Source organism: Herbaspirillum seropedicae, from assembly GCF_001040945.1.
In the GTDB taxonomy this organism is placed as follows: domain Bacteria; phylum Pseudomonadota; class Gammaproteobacteria; order Burkholderiales; family Burkholderiaceae_D; genus Herbaspirillum; species Herbaspirillum seropedicae.
Genome location: NZ_CP011930.1, coordinates 1,090,956 through 1,108,035 on the forward strand (window position 1 = coordinate 1,090,956; position 17,080 = coordinate 1,108,035).

Below are 17,080 nucleotides of genomic sequence, written 5' to 3' on the forward strand. Positions count from 1 at the left end.
CGTTCATGATCCGGGTGGCGGCCCGTCCGCTTTGCCTCATTGCCCTATTGGCTTGTTGCCTTGTGCAGAAAGAGAATCCGCCATGTCTTGCCCCTCCACGCCTGCCGCAGCGGCCCTGGCCGCTCATCCTCCCGCCGCCGGCGCCACCCTCACTCCACGTGCCGGCATGCTGCCACTGGTAGCGCTGGCCATCGGTTTCGTCATGGCCATGCTGGATGTGACCGTGGTCAACGTCGGTCTCTCCAATATCGCCGGCAGCCTCGATGCACCGCTGTCCACCCTGGTATGGATCGTCGATGGCTATACCCTGACCTTTGCCGCCATGCTGCTGGTGGGCGGCGCCCTGGCCGATCGCTTCGGCGCGCGCCGGCTCTACCTGACGGGCCTGTTCCTGTTCGTGCTGGCTTCGCTGTTGTGCGGCGCCGCGCCCAATGGTCCCTTCCTCATCGTGGCCCGGCTGTTGCAGGGCCTGGGCGCGGCCTTCTTCATGCCCAGTTCGTTGAGCCTGCTGACCCACGTCTATGAGGATGACCGGGTGCGCGCCCGCATGCTCGGTGTCTGGTCTGCTACGGTGGGCCTGGCCGCTGCGGTCGGGCCCTTGGTGGGTGGGGTGCTGATCCATTGGCTGGGCTGGCGCAGCGTGTTCCTGATCAACGTACCGGTGGGGCTGGTGGGACTGGTGATGGCGCGCAAGCTGATCCCGCAGGTGGGCGGGCATGCCCGCGCGCTGAACCTGTCCAGCCACCTGGCCGGCGTGGTGATGCTGGCCGGCCTGTCCTTCGTGCTGATCCAGGGACCGGTCTATGGCTGGACTTCGCCGCGCATCCTGGCCGGGCTGGCCGTGGCGCTGTCGGCGGGCGCTGCGCTGATACGCCATGAACTGCGCGGCATCGCACCGCTCTTGCCCAAGGCCTTGTTCGCCACGCCCCAGTTCGCGGCGGCCAATGGCATCGGCTTCCTCATCAACTTCGGCGTCTATGGCAACCTGTTCTACCTGGCGCTGTTCCTGCAGCAGGGTCGAGGTGCGGATGCCTTGCAGACCGGCTTGCAACTGGTGCCGATGATGGCCGTGATCTTCTTCGGCAATCTCATGTCGGGCCGCATGTCGGCGCATTGGGGGCCGCGTGTGCCGCTGCTGCTGGGCTTGTCGGTGGGGACGGTCTTTACCGCCCTGGCCATGGGCTTCAGCCCCGCCACGCCCTACTGGCTGCTGGCGCTGGTGTGCGCCTCGGCCAACCTGGGCATCAGCACGGCCATTCCGGCCATGACTACGGTGGTCATGCAGGTGGCTGGCAAGGCCCATGCCAATAGCGCCGCCGCTGCGCTGAACGCCAATCGCCAGATCGGGGCGCTGGTCGGCGTAGCCCTGATGGGGGCGATCCTGCACAGCGTGACTGGCTGGAACCTGCGCAATCCGCTGGCCTTTGGGGTCATGGCGGCCGGCTATGCCAGCGCCTTGTGGCTGGTCTGGCGCTTCGTCGGCGTTGTCAAAGAGCAATGGCAGGTACGCCGCGCCTGAGCAAGATTGTTGTTCTGCATCCAACAGCCGGCCCCGGATTGCACGCGGCCGGCTGTTTTATCGGGGATTTGTTAGGGTTTGGCGGGGCAGGGCCGTAAAATAGCGCCTTCCACGAAATACGCATCAGAAAGAAGCCCCGCATGTCCATCCAATGGTTCCCCGGCCACATGAATTCCGCCCGCCGCAAGGCAGCGGAGAGCATGGAAAAAGTCGATATGGTCATCGAAGTCGTCGATGCCCGTCTGCCGCAGGCCAGCTGCAACCCGATGATCGAGCAGTTGCGCAATGCGCGCCAGCGCCCCTGCCTGAAGATCCTCAACAAGACCGACATGGCCGACCCGGTCGCCACGCAAGCCTGGATCGACTACTACAACAGCCAGAAGGGCGTCATGGCGGTGGCCTTGTCCTGCAAGAAGCCCTCCGATGTGGCGCGCGTGCCCAAGCTGGCCATGCAGGTGGCACCGCATCGCGGCACGGCCCTGAAGCCCTTGCGCATGATGATCATGGGCATTCCCAACGTGGGCAAGTCCACGCTGATGAATGCGCTGTTGAAAAAGCGCGTGGCCGCCGTGGGCGACGAACCCGCCGTGACCAAGACCCAGCAGCGTCTCTACCTGGGCAACAACATGGTCTTGACCGATACCCCCGGCATGCTCTGGCCCAAGATCGAGCATCCCAGCGATGGCCTGATGCTCGCGGCCAGCCATGCGGTGGGCAGCAATGCACTCATCGAGGAAGAGGTCGCGACCTTCCTGGCCGATCTGCTGCTGCAGCGTTACCCACAATTGCTCAAGGCGCGTTACGGCTTCAATACCGAGGGCATGGATGGCGTGGCGGTGGTGGAGGGCGTGGCGGCCAAGCGCGGCTTCCGCCTCAAGGGCGGCGACTACGATTTCGAGAAGGCCGCGCATACCTTCCTGCAGGACTACCGCAGCGGCGCACTCGGTCGCATCTCGCTGGAGACGCCGCAATCGCGCGCCGAACTGCTGGCGACCTATCGCTCCACTGACAATCCGGACGCGCTGCCGGCGGAAGATGAAGAGGACGAGGAAGAAGACTATGACTGGCGCAATGCGCCCGATCATCGCGAGCGCAAGGATTGATTGATTAATTATTTATACGATTTCCGCTTCGGGAACAGCAAAAAGGCCAGCGCGAAGCTGGCCTTTTCGTTTGCAGCGGGGCAGGGGGATTACCAGGAGGTGATCACGGAGCCCTTGTACTTCTCCAGCACGAACTTCTTCACTTCCGGGCTGTGGTAGGCCTTGACCAGCTTGGCGACCCAGGGCTTGTCCTTGTCGGCGATGCGCACGGCGATCACGTTGGCATAGGGGCCGGTGGAGGCTTCCACGGCAATCGCATCCTTGGTCGGCGACAGGCCGGCCGATTCAGCGTAGTTGCCATTGATGACGGCAGCGTCGAAGTCATCCAGCGAACGCGGCAGCTGGGCGGCGTCCAGTTCGACGATCTTGATCTTCTTGGGGTTCTCGACGATGTCCAGCGGGGTGGCCTTCAGGCCGGCATCGGCCTTGAGCTTGATCACGCCCTTGGCTTGCAGCACCAGCAGGGCGCGGCCACCGTTGGTGGGATCGTTGGGCACGCCGACGCGAGCGCCTTGCTTGAGGTCGTTCAGGGACTTGATCTTCTTGGAGTACACGCCCATCGGGAAGGTGATGGTGCTGCCCACGCTGACGAACTTGTAGCCGCGGTCCTTGATCTGCGCATCCAGGTAGGGCTGGTGCTGGTAGGAGTTGGCGTCCAGGTCGCCGGCGGCCAGGGCGGCGTTGGGCTGGATGTAGTCGGTGAATTCGATGACCTTCATCTGCACGCCGTCTTTTTCCAGCAGCTTCTTGACCTGCTCCATGATCTCGGCGTGGGGACCGGCGGTCACGCCCATCTTGATCTGGTCCTGCGCGAAGGCGGGAGCCGAGACCAGGCCGGCGGCCAGGCCCAGGCCTGCGATGAATTGAATCAACTGACGACGCTTCATGACTTTCCTTTCAGGCTTGTGAGGTGGGCAGCGGGTAGCTGCCGTTTTTTGTATGAGTGCAGGCTTCAGCGGTGACTGAGCTTGCGGACCAGCAGGTCTCCCAGGGATTGCACCAGCTGTACGAACACGATCAGGATCAGCACCACGGCCAGCATCACTTCCGGCAGGAAGCGCTGGTAGCCGTAGCGGATGCCCAGGTCGCCCAGGCCGCCGCCGCCGATCGCGCCCGCCATGGCCGAATAGCCCACCAGGCTGACGAAGGTGATCGTAAGACCGGCGACGATACCAGCAAATGCCTCAGGCACCAAGACCTTGTAAATGATTTGCCAGGTGGTCGCGCCCATGGCTTGCGCGGCTTCGACCAGGCCGTGGTCGACTTCGCGCAGGGCGGTCTCGACCAGGCGCGCGATGAAGGGCGCAGCAGCAATGGTCAAGGGCACGATGGCCGCTGCGGTACCGATGGAGGTGCCGACGAAGAAGCGCGTCATCGGGATCACCGCCACCAGCAGGATGATGAAGGGCGTCGAACGCACCGCGTTGACCAGCAGGCCGGCGATGCGGTTGAAGGCCACGTTGGGCAGCACGCCCTTGGCTTCGGTGATGTGCAGGGCGATGCCCAGCGGGATGCCCAGCAGCGAGCCGACCACGCCCGAAATCACCACCATCATCAGCGTCTCGCCGAAGGAGCTGACGAACAGATCGATCAGTTCAGATGACATGGTTGAGCTCCTCGACGACCACGCCCTGCTCGCGCAGATATTGCATGGCCTGGTTGATGTTGTCCTGGGTGCCGTTGGCGAGGATGGCCAGCGAACCGAAAGCCTGGCCCTGGATCTCGTCGATCTGGCCGTGCAGGATATTGAAGTCCAGGTTGAAGCGGCGCACCGCCTCCGACAGGTGCGGCTGATCCACGTCATTGCCGGTGAAGGCGAAACGGAACAGGTGGTCCGTGCCCTGGCCGGCATCGGCGCGCGCCAGGCGCTCGCGCAGGCGCGCCAGCACGCCCTTGGGCAGTTCGTGGGCGATGACGTCGCCGATGAGTGCGCGGGTGACTTCGTGGCGCGGCTGGCGGAACACGTCCAGCACCTCGCCCTGTTCGATCACCTGGCCGGCTTCCATCACGGCCACGCGGTCGCAGATCTGCTTGATGACTTCCATCTGGTGCGTGATCAGCACGATAGTCAGGCCCAGTTCCTTGTTGATCTTGCGCAGCAGTTCGAGGATGGAGCGGGTGGTTTCCGGGTCCAGCGCCGAGGTGGCTTCGTCCGAGAGCAGCACCTTGGGATCGTTGGCCAGGGCGCGGGCGATGCCCACGCGCTGTTTCTGGCCGCCGGAGATCTGCGCCGGATAGCGGTCGCGCAGGGCGGTCAGGCCGACCAGTTCCAGCAGCGGCTCGACCTTGGCGGCGATCTCGGCCTTGCTCTTGCCGGCCAGTTCCAGGGGCAGGGCAATGTTGTCGTAGACGCTGCGCGAAGAGAGCAGGTTGAAGTGCTGGAAGATCATGCCGATGCCGCGGCGTGCCTCGCGCAGCTGGGCTGCCGACAGCGAGGTCAGGTCCTGGCCGTCGAGCACGATGCGCCCGGAGGTGGGGCGGTTCAACAGGTTCAGGGTGCGCACCAGCGTGCTCTTGCCGGCGCCGCTGCGGCCGATGATGCCGAAGATCTCGCCTTTGCGGATCGACAGATCGACCTTGCGCACCGCTTCGACATTGCCGAAGCGCTGGGTCACAGCTTGTATTTCGATCATGATGGAAAGAAGAAATGGCAGCGGAACCTGGGTCCTGCGCCAGCGAGGGCATCGGGAGGACGCCGCGGGCGGGTGAGGGCCACAGGTCTCCACTGCCATCAGTATTTTTATAAGAAGCCGCTATTTTAAGGCGGAGCGGTTATATGGGGAAAATAAATTTTCGCCTTTGCATATGACATCGGTGTCTTAGCATCCGGCGGGAAAGCGCGTCGGTACTGGTTGCGGCCATCGTCTGCTGAAGCGCTGAGTGGCCTTCTCGAAGTCCTTGGAGAGGCGCCTAGGAATATTGTCTATCTCTTCATTTTTTCGTCTCGACTGTCGTACTGTTGCCTGTTTGTCTCTTTTTTGCCCGACCGAAAGCGGGCAATGTCGTTTGTTACTGATGTTGTAATAAAGCTTCGGAAAATTCTTATAAAGGCTTTTATTTCAAATTATCAGGTGATCGAAAAAATAAAATCGGTTTAGATTGGCGTTGACTTCTTGATATCTGTCTGGAAGCCAGGGCGTCGAGCCTGCCTTTCCGGCGGTCGTGCCCGTCAATCAATTGCAATCAAACCACTTCGGAGTTCCTATGAAAAAGTCCCTCCTGGCACTGGCCGTCCTGGGTGCATTCGCCGGCGCGGCCCATGCGCAAAGCAGTAGCATCACCATCTATGGTGCGATCGATGCCAGCCTGACCTATACCAACAAGATCGCGACTGATGGCAAGAACACCGGCAGCCTGACCGCTGTGGAGTCCGGCCTGGTGAAGGGTTCGCGACTGGGCATCAAGGGTAGCGAAGACCTGGGCGGCGGCCTCAAGGCAGTCTTCACGCTGGAAAACGGCTTCAACGTCGATACGGGCGAAGCGGGCCAAGGAAAATTGATGTGGGGCCGCCAGACGACCGTGGGTCTGAGCGGCAACTTCGGCACCGTGCTGGTCGGCCGCCAGAACGATCCGCTCAACGACATCGGCGGCATTGCCTCGGCGGGCGGCTTCGGGGTCCCCGGCACTGTCCATTCAAAAGGCCTGGATCGCACCGACGGTCAGCGCCTCAACAATTCCATCCGCTACAACTCGCCCAACTTCAATGGCCTGAGCTTCAGCGGCATCTATGGCTTTGGCGAACAGGTCGGCAGGGCCGTCGGTGGTCGATCCATCGGCCTGGGCAGTCAGTACGTCAACGGTCCATTGAGCCTGGGCTTGGGTTACTTCCAGAGCAAGATGGGCGGTGGCAGCGATGGCTCCAGTGATGTCAACGCCAAAGCGGCTTGCAACGGCGCTGGCGAGAAGGACCACGCTGGCGATACCTGCCTGAAGACCTGGACACTGGCGGCGGCTTACCAGTTCGGCCCGGCCAAGGTCTATGGTGCGTTCTCGCACGTCAGATTGCCGCTGGCCAAGCTGCATACGAAGGTTCGTAAGGACAACAATTTTGGGGCCATGTACGACGCGAAGACCGGAACCGGCTACAACCCGAGCGACGCTACTGCATTCTCCATCGGCGGAGCCAACCACAAGTCCAGCCAGACCTTCGACATCGGCATGAGCTACCAACTGATGCCTAGCCTCACCCTGATGAGCGCCGTGCAGCATACGCGCGCCAAGTTTGTCGGTGCTGCCAGTGGCCGCCTGCTGCAACTGAACCTGGGCGCCAAGTACGACCTGTCCAAGCGCACCAGCGCCTACGCCCTCGTGCGCAACCTGCGATCGTCCGACATGTACAACGTCGGCCTGAGCAAGGACCAGGAGCCTGGCATCGATCGCAGCCAGACTGCCATCAGCACTGGCCTCATCCACACCTTCTGATCAAGGCACTGCGTCGCGGCGCCTGGAAGCCGCGATGTTTGGCCCGCATCCTTTACGGGATGCGGGTTTTTTTCGTGGCGCGAGGGGAGCGCTGAGAAGCAGCAAAGGAAGATCTGGCTGTCGTCCCGCTCCCCGGTTCTCCTTGGGTTTGGCTGCAGGCTTGTCACGGTGTCCGGACAGTCAGTCTTCCTGCACGCAATCGGACGCCCATGAAAAAACCCGCATCGTCGTCGCCGATGCGGGTTTTCCCTTGCAGCTTGCAGCACAGGCCATGGATTCCATGGCCATGGCCGGAGGGCAATTACATCATGCCGTCCATGCCACCCATGCCGCCCATACCACCCATGCCGCCAGGCATGCCGGCCGGCTTGTCTTCCGCCACTTCGGCCACCAGGGCGTCGGTGGTCAGGATCAGGCTGGCCACGGAGGCAGCGTTCTGCAGGGCCGAACGGGTCACCTTGGCCGGATCCAGCACGCCCAGTTCCACCAGGTCACCGTAGGTGCCGTTGGAAGCGTTGTAGCCGAAGTTGCCCGAACCTTCCAGCACCTTGTTCACCACCACCGACGGCTCATCGCCGGCGTTGAAGACGATCTGGCGCAGCGGCTCTTCGATGGCGCGCAGCACGATCTTGATACCGGCTTCCTGGTCAGGATTGTCGCCCTTCAGGTCCTTGACGTTGGCGCGAGCGCGCAGCAGGGCCACGCCACCGCCAGGCACGACGCCTTCTTCAACAGCAGCGCGGGTAGCGTGCAGGGCGTCTTCGACGCGGGCCTTCTTTTCCTTCATTTCGACTTCGGTGGCAGCGCCAACCTTGATCAGTGCAACACCGCCAGCCAGCTTGGCCACGCGCTCTTGCAGCTTTTCACGGTCGTAGTCGGAGGTCGCTTCGCCGATCTGGGTACGGATCATGGCCACGCGTGCCTCGATGCCAGCGGCTTCGCCGTTGCCGTCGATGATGGTGGTGTTTTCCTTGCCGATTTCAACGCGCTTGGCTTGGCCCAGTTCAGCCAGGGTAGCCTTTTCCAGGGTCAGGCCGACTTCTTCGGCGATCACTTGGCCGCCGGTCAGGATGGCGATGTCTTCCAGCATGGCCTTGCGGCGGTCGCCGAAGCCAGGGGCCTTGACGGCAGCGGTCTTCAGGATGCCACGGATGTTGTTGACCACCAGGGTAGCCAGGGCTTCGCCTTCGACGTCTTCAGCCACGATCAGCAGCGGACGACCAGCCTTGGCGACTTGTTCCAGCACCGGCAGCAGGTCACGGATGTTGGAGATCTTCTTGTCGAACAGCAGGATGAAGGGATTGTCCAGAGCGACGATCTGCTTCTCTTGGTTGTTGATGAAGTACGGCGACAGGTAGCCGCGGTCGAATTGCATACCTTCGACGATGTCCAGCTCGTTTTCCAGCGACTTGCCGTCTTCCACGGTGATGACGCCTTCCTTGCCGACCTTTTCCATGGCCTTGGCGATGATGTCGCCGATGTCCGCGTCGGAGTTGGCCGAGATCGAGCCGACTTGAGCGATTTCCTTGGAGGTGGTGGTGGGCTTGGCCAGGTTCTTGACTTCACCGACGATGGCGGTGACGGCCTTGTCGATACCGCGCTTCAGGTCGGTCGGGTTGAAGCCGGCGGCGACGTACTTGAAGCCTTCGCGCACGATGGCTTGGGCCAGCACGGTAGCGGTGGTGGTACCGTCACCGGCGTTGTCGGAGGTCTTGGAAGCGACTTCCTTGACCAGCTGGGCGCCCATGTTTTCCAGCTTGTCCTTCAGTTCGATTTCCTTGGCGACGGACACGCCGTCCTTGGTCACGGTCGGGGCGCCGAAGCTACGCTCCAGCACGACGTTGCGGCCCTTGGGACCCAGGGTGACCTTGACTGCGTTGGCCAGGATGTTGACGCCGTTGACGACCTTGGCGCGTGCTTCATCGCCGAAAATAACTTGCTTTGCTGCCATGTTGGATTCTCCAGAAATTCGGTTCAGTTCATGTCGCCGGGCTCAGGACGCAGTGCGTGGAGCGCCGGCTGGTGTCTTGTTGCCGATGGCCGCCCTTATACAAAGAGGCAGGCCGGATGCCGAATTACTTCTCGACGACGGCGAACAGGTCTTCTTCGCGCATGACCAGCAGTTCCTGGCCATCGATCTTCACGGCCTGGCCGGAATACTTGCCGAACAGAACGCGGTCGCCAACCTTCACGGACAGCGGGCGGACCTTGCCATCTTCCAGGATCTTGCCATTGCCGACGGCCAGGACTTCGCCTTGGTCCGGCTTTTCGGTCGCTGCGTCAGGCAGAACGATACCGGAAGCAGTCTTGGTTTCCTGGTCGAGGCGCTTGACGATAACGCGATCGTGCAAAGGGCGAAGATTCATGAGAACTCCTTAATTTTCAATAAGTTAGCATTGATTGCGGCGAAGCCTGCAACGGTTTTCTTCCAAATGCAGCAAACCTCACCGCATGAAAAAGGGGATTGCGCCAGGCGGCGCTGTTAGCACTCTGCCTTGACGAGTGCTAAGTATAGGGATGGGTTGGGGAATTTTCAAGGCATGCTTTTTCAGGCCCCCACCACCAGCAATGGGCCACGATCTGGGCTCCTTCCTATAAACGATCAGGAGAAAAGTCATCGGGCGGGCTTGGGCATGCCTCACCGGCGGCCGGGAAGATATCCGCGACCTGAGAGGTCTCCACCGATGCAGTTCAGGAAAGGGACTTGGCAAAAGACTCTGCCTTTCCATTGCCCAGGGTGCATGACGCCGATGAGGCCGGCGCCGAGGATGATATTTCAGCTCGATCCGTCTGCCGTATCGGATCAGTCTCCTGGCGTTTTCACACTCATGAAGTAGCGTAATTGATAGTCAAGGTGAAAGACGTTGGCGGGGTGACTTTATTGGGATCGTCAAATCGTTCTAATTGCCCGACTCATATCAATGGAGCATGCACATCACGCTTCTTGCAAACTCATCCGCACAGCGAAGGTATGACAAAAAGAGACAGCACTTATCCCTATGAGAATGTGCAAATTCCAGCCCGCCGGCAGCGCATGACACCGCTGCGCCGCCATTGCACCATGAATTTATTTCTGAATATATGGAATATGTGGAATGTGAGGTAAGGCAAAACGAACAAATTCAACACCAGCAATTGGTACCAAATTGATACTGATTAACTACCACTCAAATTAATATTGATTAACTCCAACTCAAATGACAGAATGCCCGCAGATGTTGGTGCAAAGTGACTGCTGTAGTCTTATCAATCAAAACAAAACACACACTTGCAAATTGGGGGATTCAAAATGCATTATCCGTTCCGGAAAGCTTCCGCATTACTGGCATTGGCTTCAGGTCTGATGACTGCCGCATGGGCGCCAAACAGCTTCGCATGTTCTGACACGCCGGTGCTGGCCAGCGTCTGCATCATGGCAGTGCCGCCTTCCTTCGGCAGCTTCAATCGTCAGTATGTGCTGGCCGCAGGTCAGCAGTTGTCGATCAACCAGTACACCGCACTTTATTCGCTGATCGGTATCACCTACGGCGGAAATGCGCAGACCACCTTCAATCTTCCTGACCTGCGCGGCAGGGTCCTCGTCGGCGCCAATGGCACGACATTCCCGGCCGGCGCAACGGGTGGCAATACGTCGATCAACCTGAGCATTGCGCAACTGCCGCCCCACAACTTCGTCGTGGCCGCCATTCCTGTGGATCTCAGCAGGGTCACTGCCACCACCATGCTCAGCGGCCTGTCCGCGACCACCAATCTCTCCGGCGTGACCATCGCCGGTACGCCGAGCGGCTTGACGATCGCTGCTTCCTCGACCAATGGCGGCGTGGCTTCACCTGATGGCAACTACCTGGGCAAGCCAGCTGCTGCTGCGGCAGCAGCATACACGTCGGTAGCGCCGAACGTGACGCTCAATAGCGCCTCGATCGGCGGCCAGATGTCGATGACGATCAGCAATGCCGCCACTGCTCCGGTTTCCATTACCAGTGGAGGCGCCACGACCGCCATCGGTGGTTCTGCCACGGCCACCGGTGTCACCAATACCCTGGGCACGGGTGCCGCCATACCGACGATGCCTCCTTACCTGGCGATGACCTATTACATCGCTGCCGCAAACGGTATCTATCCTTCCCGCGATTGATCGGGTTCAGGCTCGAGCTGGCGGTCGTTCCCGCAGGGGAGGGCCGCCGATGGTATCTATGAACAGCAAACACATGGTCCGCCTGGCAGCGATAGCGGCTGCGGCGACGTTGTCTTATGCGGCGCCGGCCGCCTCTGCTCCTCGTGATCTTGGTGCGGAGCTGACGACGGCCAACAAGGCCTTGGCAGCGAAAGATTATTCCCGGGCGTACGCCCTGTTTGCGCGGCATGCCGCCAACAATCCGCTGGCGCAATTCAGCCTGGGCTTGTTCGAGCGCGAAGGATGGGGACGTACGTCCAATCCTGTCGCGGCGTGCAACTGGTTTGAGAAAGCTGCACACAGCAATATCCCGGCAGCCCAACAGTTCCTTGGCGATTGCCTGGCCAAAGGCATAGGACGCGAGGTGGATGGCAAGGCCGCCGAGTCCTGGTACAGGAAGGCTGCCGCATCCGGGATCGCTTACGCGCTGTGTTCGGCGGGCGAACTCTATATCGAAGGAAAGACGCTGGAGAAGGATGTCGACCGTGGCCTGGCGCTTTGCCTCGCCGCGGCGCAGGCCGATTCTGCTCCTGCCATGCTCAGGCTCGCTGACTACTACCGCGACGGCAAGGATGTGCCACAGAACCTGGTCGCGGCGAGGTACTGGTATGAGCAAGCGGCGCAACGTCATCAACATGAAGCGCAATACCGTCTGGGCATCATGATGAGCGAGGGCCACGGTGGCGATGTCGATATCCCGTCCGCCCTGTTCTGGCTGGAGCACGCGGCCATGGAGGGCTACCGCCCTGCCTACCTGCCGGTGGCCATCCTGTACGCCAATGCCAGCCCGGATCCGAAGACAGGAATGCTGTCGCCGGAAAACCTGGCGAAGGTCTACATGTGGAACAGCGCGGCAAAAGCCCGCACCACCAACGCAGTTCAGCTGGCCGAGATAGAACGCATCGAAAAGATGGTGTTGGCGGTCATGCCACCCCAGTGGCAACCGGATCTGGATCGCAAGGTGGCAGAACATCTTGCGAAGGATGGCGCCCTGTAAGGCGGGAAGGGTGACGACAGCGCCGGGCGGTCCCGGCAATCGCGGCGTTGCGGTCCTGCTGGGGGCGCCGTCGGGTACGGCAGGAGAGCTTCTGTGCCTGCACTTTGTTCAGAAAATTCTACAAGACGCGTCAAGTCGTCCTCAGGGGAGAAAGTCATGCGTGGTCACGCCTCACTCAACAGAATCTATCGGCTCGTCTGGAGCCATGTGCATCAGGCCTGGGTCGTCGTCTCCGAGGTCTCGCGAGGCCAGGGCAAACGCGCCAACCGCAAGGTGATCGCGGCTGCGCTGCTGGTCTCTCCCTTGCTGGCGCAGGCCGCTCCCGTGGGCGGACAGGTGACCGCAGGCGCGGGTAGCATCAGCCAGTCCGGTAACACGACGACCATTACACAGTCCAGCCAGAACCTGTCGGTGAACTGGCAATCATTCAATACCGCCAGCCATGAGACGGTGAATTTCATTCAGCCCTCGGCTAGCGCCATTGCGGTCAACCGGATATACGATACCAATCCGACACGCTTTTTCGGCCAGCTCAATGCCAACGGTCAGGTGTATCTGATCAACCCCAACGGCGTATTGTTCGGCGCCGGTTCTCAGGTCAATGTCGGCGGCCTGGTGGCCTCGACCCTGGACATGAGCGATGCCAGCCTGGCCGCCGCCGCACGTAATTTCAGCGGCAGCGGGACCGGCAGCATCATCAACCAGGGCGACATCAGCGTTGCCAACGGCGGCTACGTGGCCTTCATCGGCAATACGGTGAGTAACCAGGGAAACATTACCGCCCCCGCCGGCACGGTCGCGCTGGCCGCCGGCAATGATGTCACGCTCACCTTTGCCAATGCCAGCCTGGTGAAACTGCAAGTCAACCAGAACACCCTCAACAATCTGTCCGAAAATGGCGGCCTCATTCTCGCCGATGGCGGGGCCGTGCTGATGTCGGCCGGCGCCAAGGACGCCGTGCTGGCCAGCGTGGTCAACAATACCGGCATCATCGAAGCGCGCAGCGTGCAGAACGTCAACGGCCGCATCGTGCTGGATGGCGGTAACCTTGCCACCGTCAGCAATAGCGGCACGCTTGACGCGTCCGGAAAGAATGCCGGCCAAACCGGTGGTACGGTGAAGGTGCTCGGCAAGGAGGTCACACTGGCGTCGGGCAGCAACATCGATATTTCCGGTGACGCCGGAGGCGGCAGCGCCTTCGTAGGCGGCAATTTCCTGGGGGCAGGGCCTGAGCAGAATGCGCTGAACACTACCGTGGCTGCAGGCGCCACCATCAATGCCGATGCCCTTTCCAATGGTAATGGTGGCAACGTCGCGATCTGGTCAGATGGAAACACTTCCTTTAATGGCAGCATCACCGCGCGCGGCGGCAAGGATGGCGGAAACGGCGGGCAGGTCGAGACGTCCGGGGAGCATCTGACGGTCGGCAAGCCGGCCTTCGTCAATACGCTCGCACCGAAGGGGAAGGTCGGCAGCTGGTTGCTGGATCCCCAGGACATGAGGATCTACTACGATCAGGATCCCAATTCGCACGGAGATATTTCCGGGGCGCAGATCACGGCGGCATTGCAATACTCTGATGTGACGATCAAGACCGGCCCCACCGTCAGCTGCACCAACGTATCAGGCTGCGGCGCAGGAACCTCGGGCAATGGCGATATCAATCTGGTCGATGGTGTATTGATCGGCGGTATGAATTGGACAACGGGTACCACGCTGACCCTCAGCGCCTATCGTGACATCAATTTGGGTTATGCCACCTTCATCGATGCTACTGGCGGCAATGGCAACGTTGTCCTGCGTGCCGATAACACCGGAACCGGCACAGGCAGCGTCAAGTTCGATGCCAATGCGCTGGGCGTGCAGGGCAATAACGGTTATACCAAGATCTACTACAACCCGGATGATTACCTCCACCCCACTGACTTCAGTCTCTTTGTCACGATGACTGGATCGGGCCAATTCAACGCCTACATGGCCATCAACCTCACTGCGGGTATTGTGAGCAAGACCTATGATGGGACCACCACGGCCACCCTGAGCGGTGCTGTCAACCCCATCAGTACCCCGGCCGGGGTGACGATCAATACGTCCGGCGCCATCGCCACGTTCAATGACAGGTTCGCCGGGACGAACAAGGCGGTGACCATCAGTGGTGTCACCCTGGGTGGTTCGGAAGCGGGCAAGTACTTCCTCAATGGACTCGACTCCAAGACGGCGACGATCAACAAAGCCAACCTGACCCTCAATGGCGGCCTGACGGCCAACGACAAGACCTACAACGGCACGACAACCGCCACGATCTCAGGAACGGCTTCGGTAGCGGCGCTGGGCAGTGATTCGGTGTCGGTGTCGTTGAGCAGCGCCAATTTCAGCGACAAGAACGTCGGCACCAACAAGGCGGTAACGGCCACGTATGTCTTGACTGGCTCGGATTCCGGCAACTACAACCTGATCCAGCCAACCGGACTGACGGCCAACATCAACAAGGCCAACGTGACCGTCACAGGCGCGACCGCCAACAGCAAGACCTATGACGGCACCACGACGGCGACGGTGTCCGGCGCGACGGTGGCCGCCTTCGGCAGCGACGTGGTTTCCCTCGCCTTGAGCAGCGCCAATTTCAGCGACAAGAATGCTGCAAGCAACAAGGGCGTGACGGCGACGTATACCCTCACCGGTACGGACGCCAACAACTACAACCTGATCCAGCCGACCGGGCTCACGGCCACGATCAACAAGGCCAACCTGACCGTGGGCGGCATCAGCGCCGCCGACAAGACCTACGACACCACGACAGCGGCCACGCTGACCGGCACGGCCAGTGTCGTGGCGCTGGGCAGCGATGTGGTCTCGGTGAGCGGCACCGGCGTGGGTACGTTCAGCAACAAGAACGCAGGCAGCAACAAGGTCGTCACGGTAAGCGGCTACACGCTGGGCGGCGCCGACGCTGGCAACTACAACATCGTCCAGCCGACCGGCGTGACCGCGACGATCAACAAGGCCAACCTGAACGTGTCCGGTATCACCGCCAACAACAAGACCTACGATGCCACCACGGTCGCCACGCTCGCCGGCACGGCCAGCGTGACGGCACTGGGCAGCGATGTGGTCTCGGTGACCGGCTCCGGCGTGGGCAGCTTCGCCAACAAGAATGCCGGCAATGCCAAGGCCGTCACGGTGAGCGGCTACTCGCTCACCGGCAGCGACGCGGGCAACTACAACATCGTCCAGCCGACCGGGCTGGTGGCCACGATCAGCAAGGCCAACCTGGCCGTGGGCGGTATCAGCGCCAGCGACAAGACCTACGATGCCACCACCACCGCCACCCTCACCGGCGTCGCCAGTGTCGCCGCGCTGGGTAGTGATGTGGTCTCGGTCTCTGGCGGGGTGGGTACGTTCAGCGACAAGAATGCGGGCAGCAACAAGGCCGTCACGGTGACCGGCTACACGCTGGGCGGCGCCGACGCCGGCAACTACAACGTCATCCAGCCGACCGGGCTGACCGCCACCATCAACAAGGCCAGCCTGACCGTAGGCGGCCTCAGCGCCGCCGACAAGACCTACGACACCACGACGGTCGCTACCCTGACTGGCACGGCTACCGTGGCGGCGCTGGGCAGCGACGTGGTGTCATTGACCGGTACCGGGGTAGGGGCCTTCGCCAACAAGAATGCCGGCGCCAACAAGGCCGTGCTGGTGAGCGGCTACTCCCTCACGGGCAGCGACGCCAGCAACTACAACATCGTCCAGCCGAGCGGACTGAGCGCCACGATCAACAAGGCCGACCTCCATGTGACCGGCATCAGCGCGGCCGACAAGACCTATGACGCCACCACAGCCGCTACCCTCAGCGGCACCGCCAGCGTCTCGGCGCTGGGCAGCGATGTGGTTGCGCTGGGTGGCGCGGGGGTGGGCAACTTCAGCAACAAGAACGCCGGCAGCAACAAGGCCGTCACGGTAACGGGCTATACGCTCACCGGTACCGATGCCGGCAACTACAACGTCGTCCAGCCGACCGGACTGACCGCCTCGATCAGCAAGGCGAACCTGACTGCAGGCAGCGTGAGCGTCAATAACAAGGTCTATGACGGCACCACTGCCGCCACGGTATCTGGCACCGCCAGCGTGACGGCCCTGGGAAGCGACTCGGTGTCGGTGATCGCCGGCGGCGTCTTCAGTGACAAGAATGTCGGCAACGGCAAGACAGTGACGGTGACCTATACCCTCAGCGGTACCGATGCCGGCAACTACAATGTGATCCAGCCTGCGGCGCAGACCGCAAACATCACGCCGGCCTCGCTGACCGTGAGCGGCATCACCGCAAATGACAAGCCCTTCGACGGCACCACCACTGCCAGCGTCAATGCGGCAGGCGCGATCCTGACCGGAAAAGTGGCAGGAGATGTGGTGACGGTGGCTGCCACCGGCGTCTTCAGCGACCCAGCCGTAGGCAACGGCAAGCTGGTCAACCTGAGCAGCACCTATGGCGGCGCCGATGTGGGCAACTACACCATCACGGACCAGGCCACCACCACTGCCAGCATTACCAGCGCGCTTCCACCCGCGGCCCCAAGCGCCAGCGTGCCCGCACCAGTGCGCAATGTGCTAGCGCAGGTCCAGTCATCGGTGCTGCCGCCGCAGGCCGCGTCCCAGCCACAGTCGCTGGACCTGTCCTCCACGCTGACGGTCAGGGCGGAGGGGCGTGAGGGACAACAAAGCGATGGCTCCGCCAACGATGCGCCCAGAAGAGCCAACACCATAGAGCTCGGCGGCGCCAATGTCGGCGGCGCGGGCCCGGTCTTGCAAATCCGTAATGGCGGTACGCAATTGCCCGACAACGCATTCAGAACAACAGAATAAGA

Annotated in this window: 11 protein-coding genes; 6 read left to right on the forward strand and 5 right to left on the reverse strand. The window is 61.6% G+C overall.

What is annotated here, in order from left to right; translation table 11 throughout:
- The first annotated feature begins 82 nt into the window (after positions 1–82).
- A complete protein-coding gene (locus ACP92_RS04935; RefSeq protein WP_013233021.1) occupies positions 83–1,519 on the forward strand; it encodes an MFS transporter in 1,437 nt (478 codons plus the stop codon).
- 140 nt (positions 1,520–1,659) lie between these two features.
- Positions 1,660–2,622: a ribosome biogenesis GTPase YlqF gene (gene ylqF, locus ACP92_RS04940; RefSeq protein WP_013233022.1), complete on the forward strand. Its 963-nt coding sequence runs from the start codon at positions 1,660–1,662 to the stop codon at positions 2,620–2,622.
- Between the two features lie 89 nt (positions 2,623–2,711).
- On the opposite strand, the gene ACP92_RS04945 is transcribed toward ylqF, so the two are convergent.
- The 3 genes from ACP92_RS04945 to ACP92_RS04955 form a co-directional block, all read right to left on the reverse strand.
- A complete protein-coding gene (locus ACP92_RS04945) occupies positions 2,712–3,509 on the reverse strand; it encodes a MetQ/NlpA family ABC transporter substrate-binding protein (protein ID WP_013233023.1) in 798 nt (265 codons plus the stop codon).
- A gap of 65 nt (positions 3,510–3,574) precedes the next feature.
- Complete coding sequence (locus tag ACP92_RS04950; protein ID WP_013233024.1) at positions 3,575–4,228, reverse strand: methionine ABC transporter permease; 654 nt, start codon at positions 4,226–4,228, stop codon at positions 3,575–3,577.
- Positions 4,218–5,255: a methionine ABC transporter ATP-binding protein gene (locus tag ACP92_RS04955; protein WP_013233025.1), complete on the reverse strand. Its 1,038-nt coding sequence runs from the start codon at positions 5,253–5,255 to the stop codon at positions 4,218–4,220. Before ACP92_RS04955 ends, ACP92_RS04950 begins: the two co-directional genes overlap by 11 nt.
- A gap of 571 nt (positions 5,256–5,826) precedes the next feature.
- Between ACP92_RS04955 and ACP92_RS04960 the strand changes: the two genes are divergently transcribed.
- Positions 5,827–7,044, forward strand: a complete 1,218-nt coding sequence (locus ACP92_RS04960; RefSeq protein WP_013233026.1) for a porin — start codon at positions 5,827–5,829, stop codon at positions 7,042–7,044.
- Positions 7,045–7,345: 301 nt separating this feature from the next.
- On the opposite strand, the gene groL is transcribed toward ACP92_RS04960, so the two are convergent.
- Positions 7,346–8,995 (reverse strand): chaperonin GroEL, encoded by a 1,650-nt coding sequence (gene groL, locus ACP92_RS04965; RefSeq protein ID WP_008325965.1) that lies wholly within the window; start codon positions 8,993–8,995, stop codon positions 7,346–7,348.
- A gap of 124 nt (positions 8,996–9,119) precedes the next feature.
- Complete coding sequence (gene groES, locus ACP92_RS04970) at positions 9,120–9,410, reverse strand: co-chaperone GroES (protein WP_013233027.1); 291 nt, start codon at positions 9,408–9,410, stop codon at positions 9,120–9,122.
- Between the two features lie 923 nt (positions 9,411–10,333).
- On the opposite strand from groES, the gene ACP92_RS04975 reads away from it, so the two are divergent.
- From ACP92_RS04975 to ACP92_RS04985, 3 genes are all read left to right on the forward strand, one after another.
- Positions 10,334–11,179 carry a phage tail protein gene (locus ACP92_RS04975; protein WP_013233028.1) on the forward strand — a complete coding sequence of 282 codons (846 nt, stop codon included), beginning with the start codon at positions 10,334–10,336 and terminating at the stop codon, positions 11,177–11,179.
- Between the two features lie 58 nt (positions 11,180–11,237).
- Entirely contained in the window at positions 11,238–12,215 is a 978-nt protein-coding gene (locus ACP92_RS04980) for a tetratricopeptide repeat protein (RefSeq protein ID WP_041310250.1), read from the forward strand.
- Between the two features lie 156 nt (positions 12,216–12,371).
- Positions 12,372–17,078, forward strand: coding sequence for a YDG domain-containing protein (locus ACP92_RS04985; protein ID WP_013233030.1), 4,707 nt, complete (start codon positions 12,372–12,374; stop codon positions 17,076–17,078).
- Positions 17,079–17,080 lie beyond the last annotated feature (2 nt).

Bases quoted from the DNA above. Each gene is read 5' to 3' on its own strand.
- ACP92_RS04935 (WP_013233021.1), top strand. From the start codon at position 83: ATGTCTTGCCCCTCCACGCCTGCCGCAGCGGCCCTGGCCGCTCATCCT.
- ylqF (WP_013233022.1), top strand. From the start codon at position 1,660: ATGTCCATCCAATGGTTCCCCGGCCACATGAATTCCGCCCGCCGCAAG.
- ACP92_RS04945 (WP_013233023.1), bottom strand. From the start codon at position 3,509: ATGAAGCGTCGTCAGTTGATTCAATTCATCGCAGGCCTGGGCCTGGCC.
- ACP92_RS04950 (WP_013233024.1), bottom strand. From the start codon at position 4,228: ATGTCATCTGAACTGATCGATCTGTTCGTCAGCTCCTTCGGCGAGACG.
- ACP92_RS04955 (WP_013233025.1), bottom strand. From the start codon at position 5,255: ATGATCGAAATACAAGCTGTGACCCAGCGCTTCGGCAATGTCGAAGCG.
- ACP92_RS04960 (WP_013233026.1), top strand. From the start codon at position 5,827: ATGAAAAAGTCCCTCCTGGCACTGGCCGTCCTGGGTGCATTCGCCGGC.
- groL (WP_008325965.1), bottom strand. From the start codon at position 8,995: ATGGCAGCAAAGCAAGTTATTTTCGGCGATGAAGCACGCGCCAAGGTC.
- groES (WP_013233027.1), bottom strand. From the start codon at position 9,410: ATGAATCTTCGCCCTTTGCACGATCGCGTTATCGTCAAGCGCCTCGAC.
- ACP92_RS04975 (WP_013233028.1), top strand. From the start codon at position 10,334: ATGCATTATCCGTTCCGGAAAGCTTCCGCATTACTGGCATTGGCTTCA.
- ACP92_RS04980 (WP_041310250.1), top strand. From the start codon at position 11,238: ATGAACAGCAAACACATGGTCCGCCTGGCAGCGATAGCGGCTGCGGCG.
- ACP92_RS04985 (WP_013233030.1), top strand. From the start codon at position 12,372: ATGCGTGGTCACGCCTCACTCAACAGAATCTATCGGCTCGTCTGGAGC.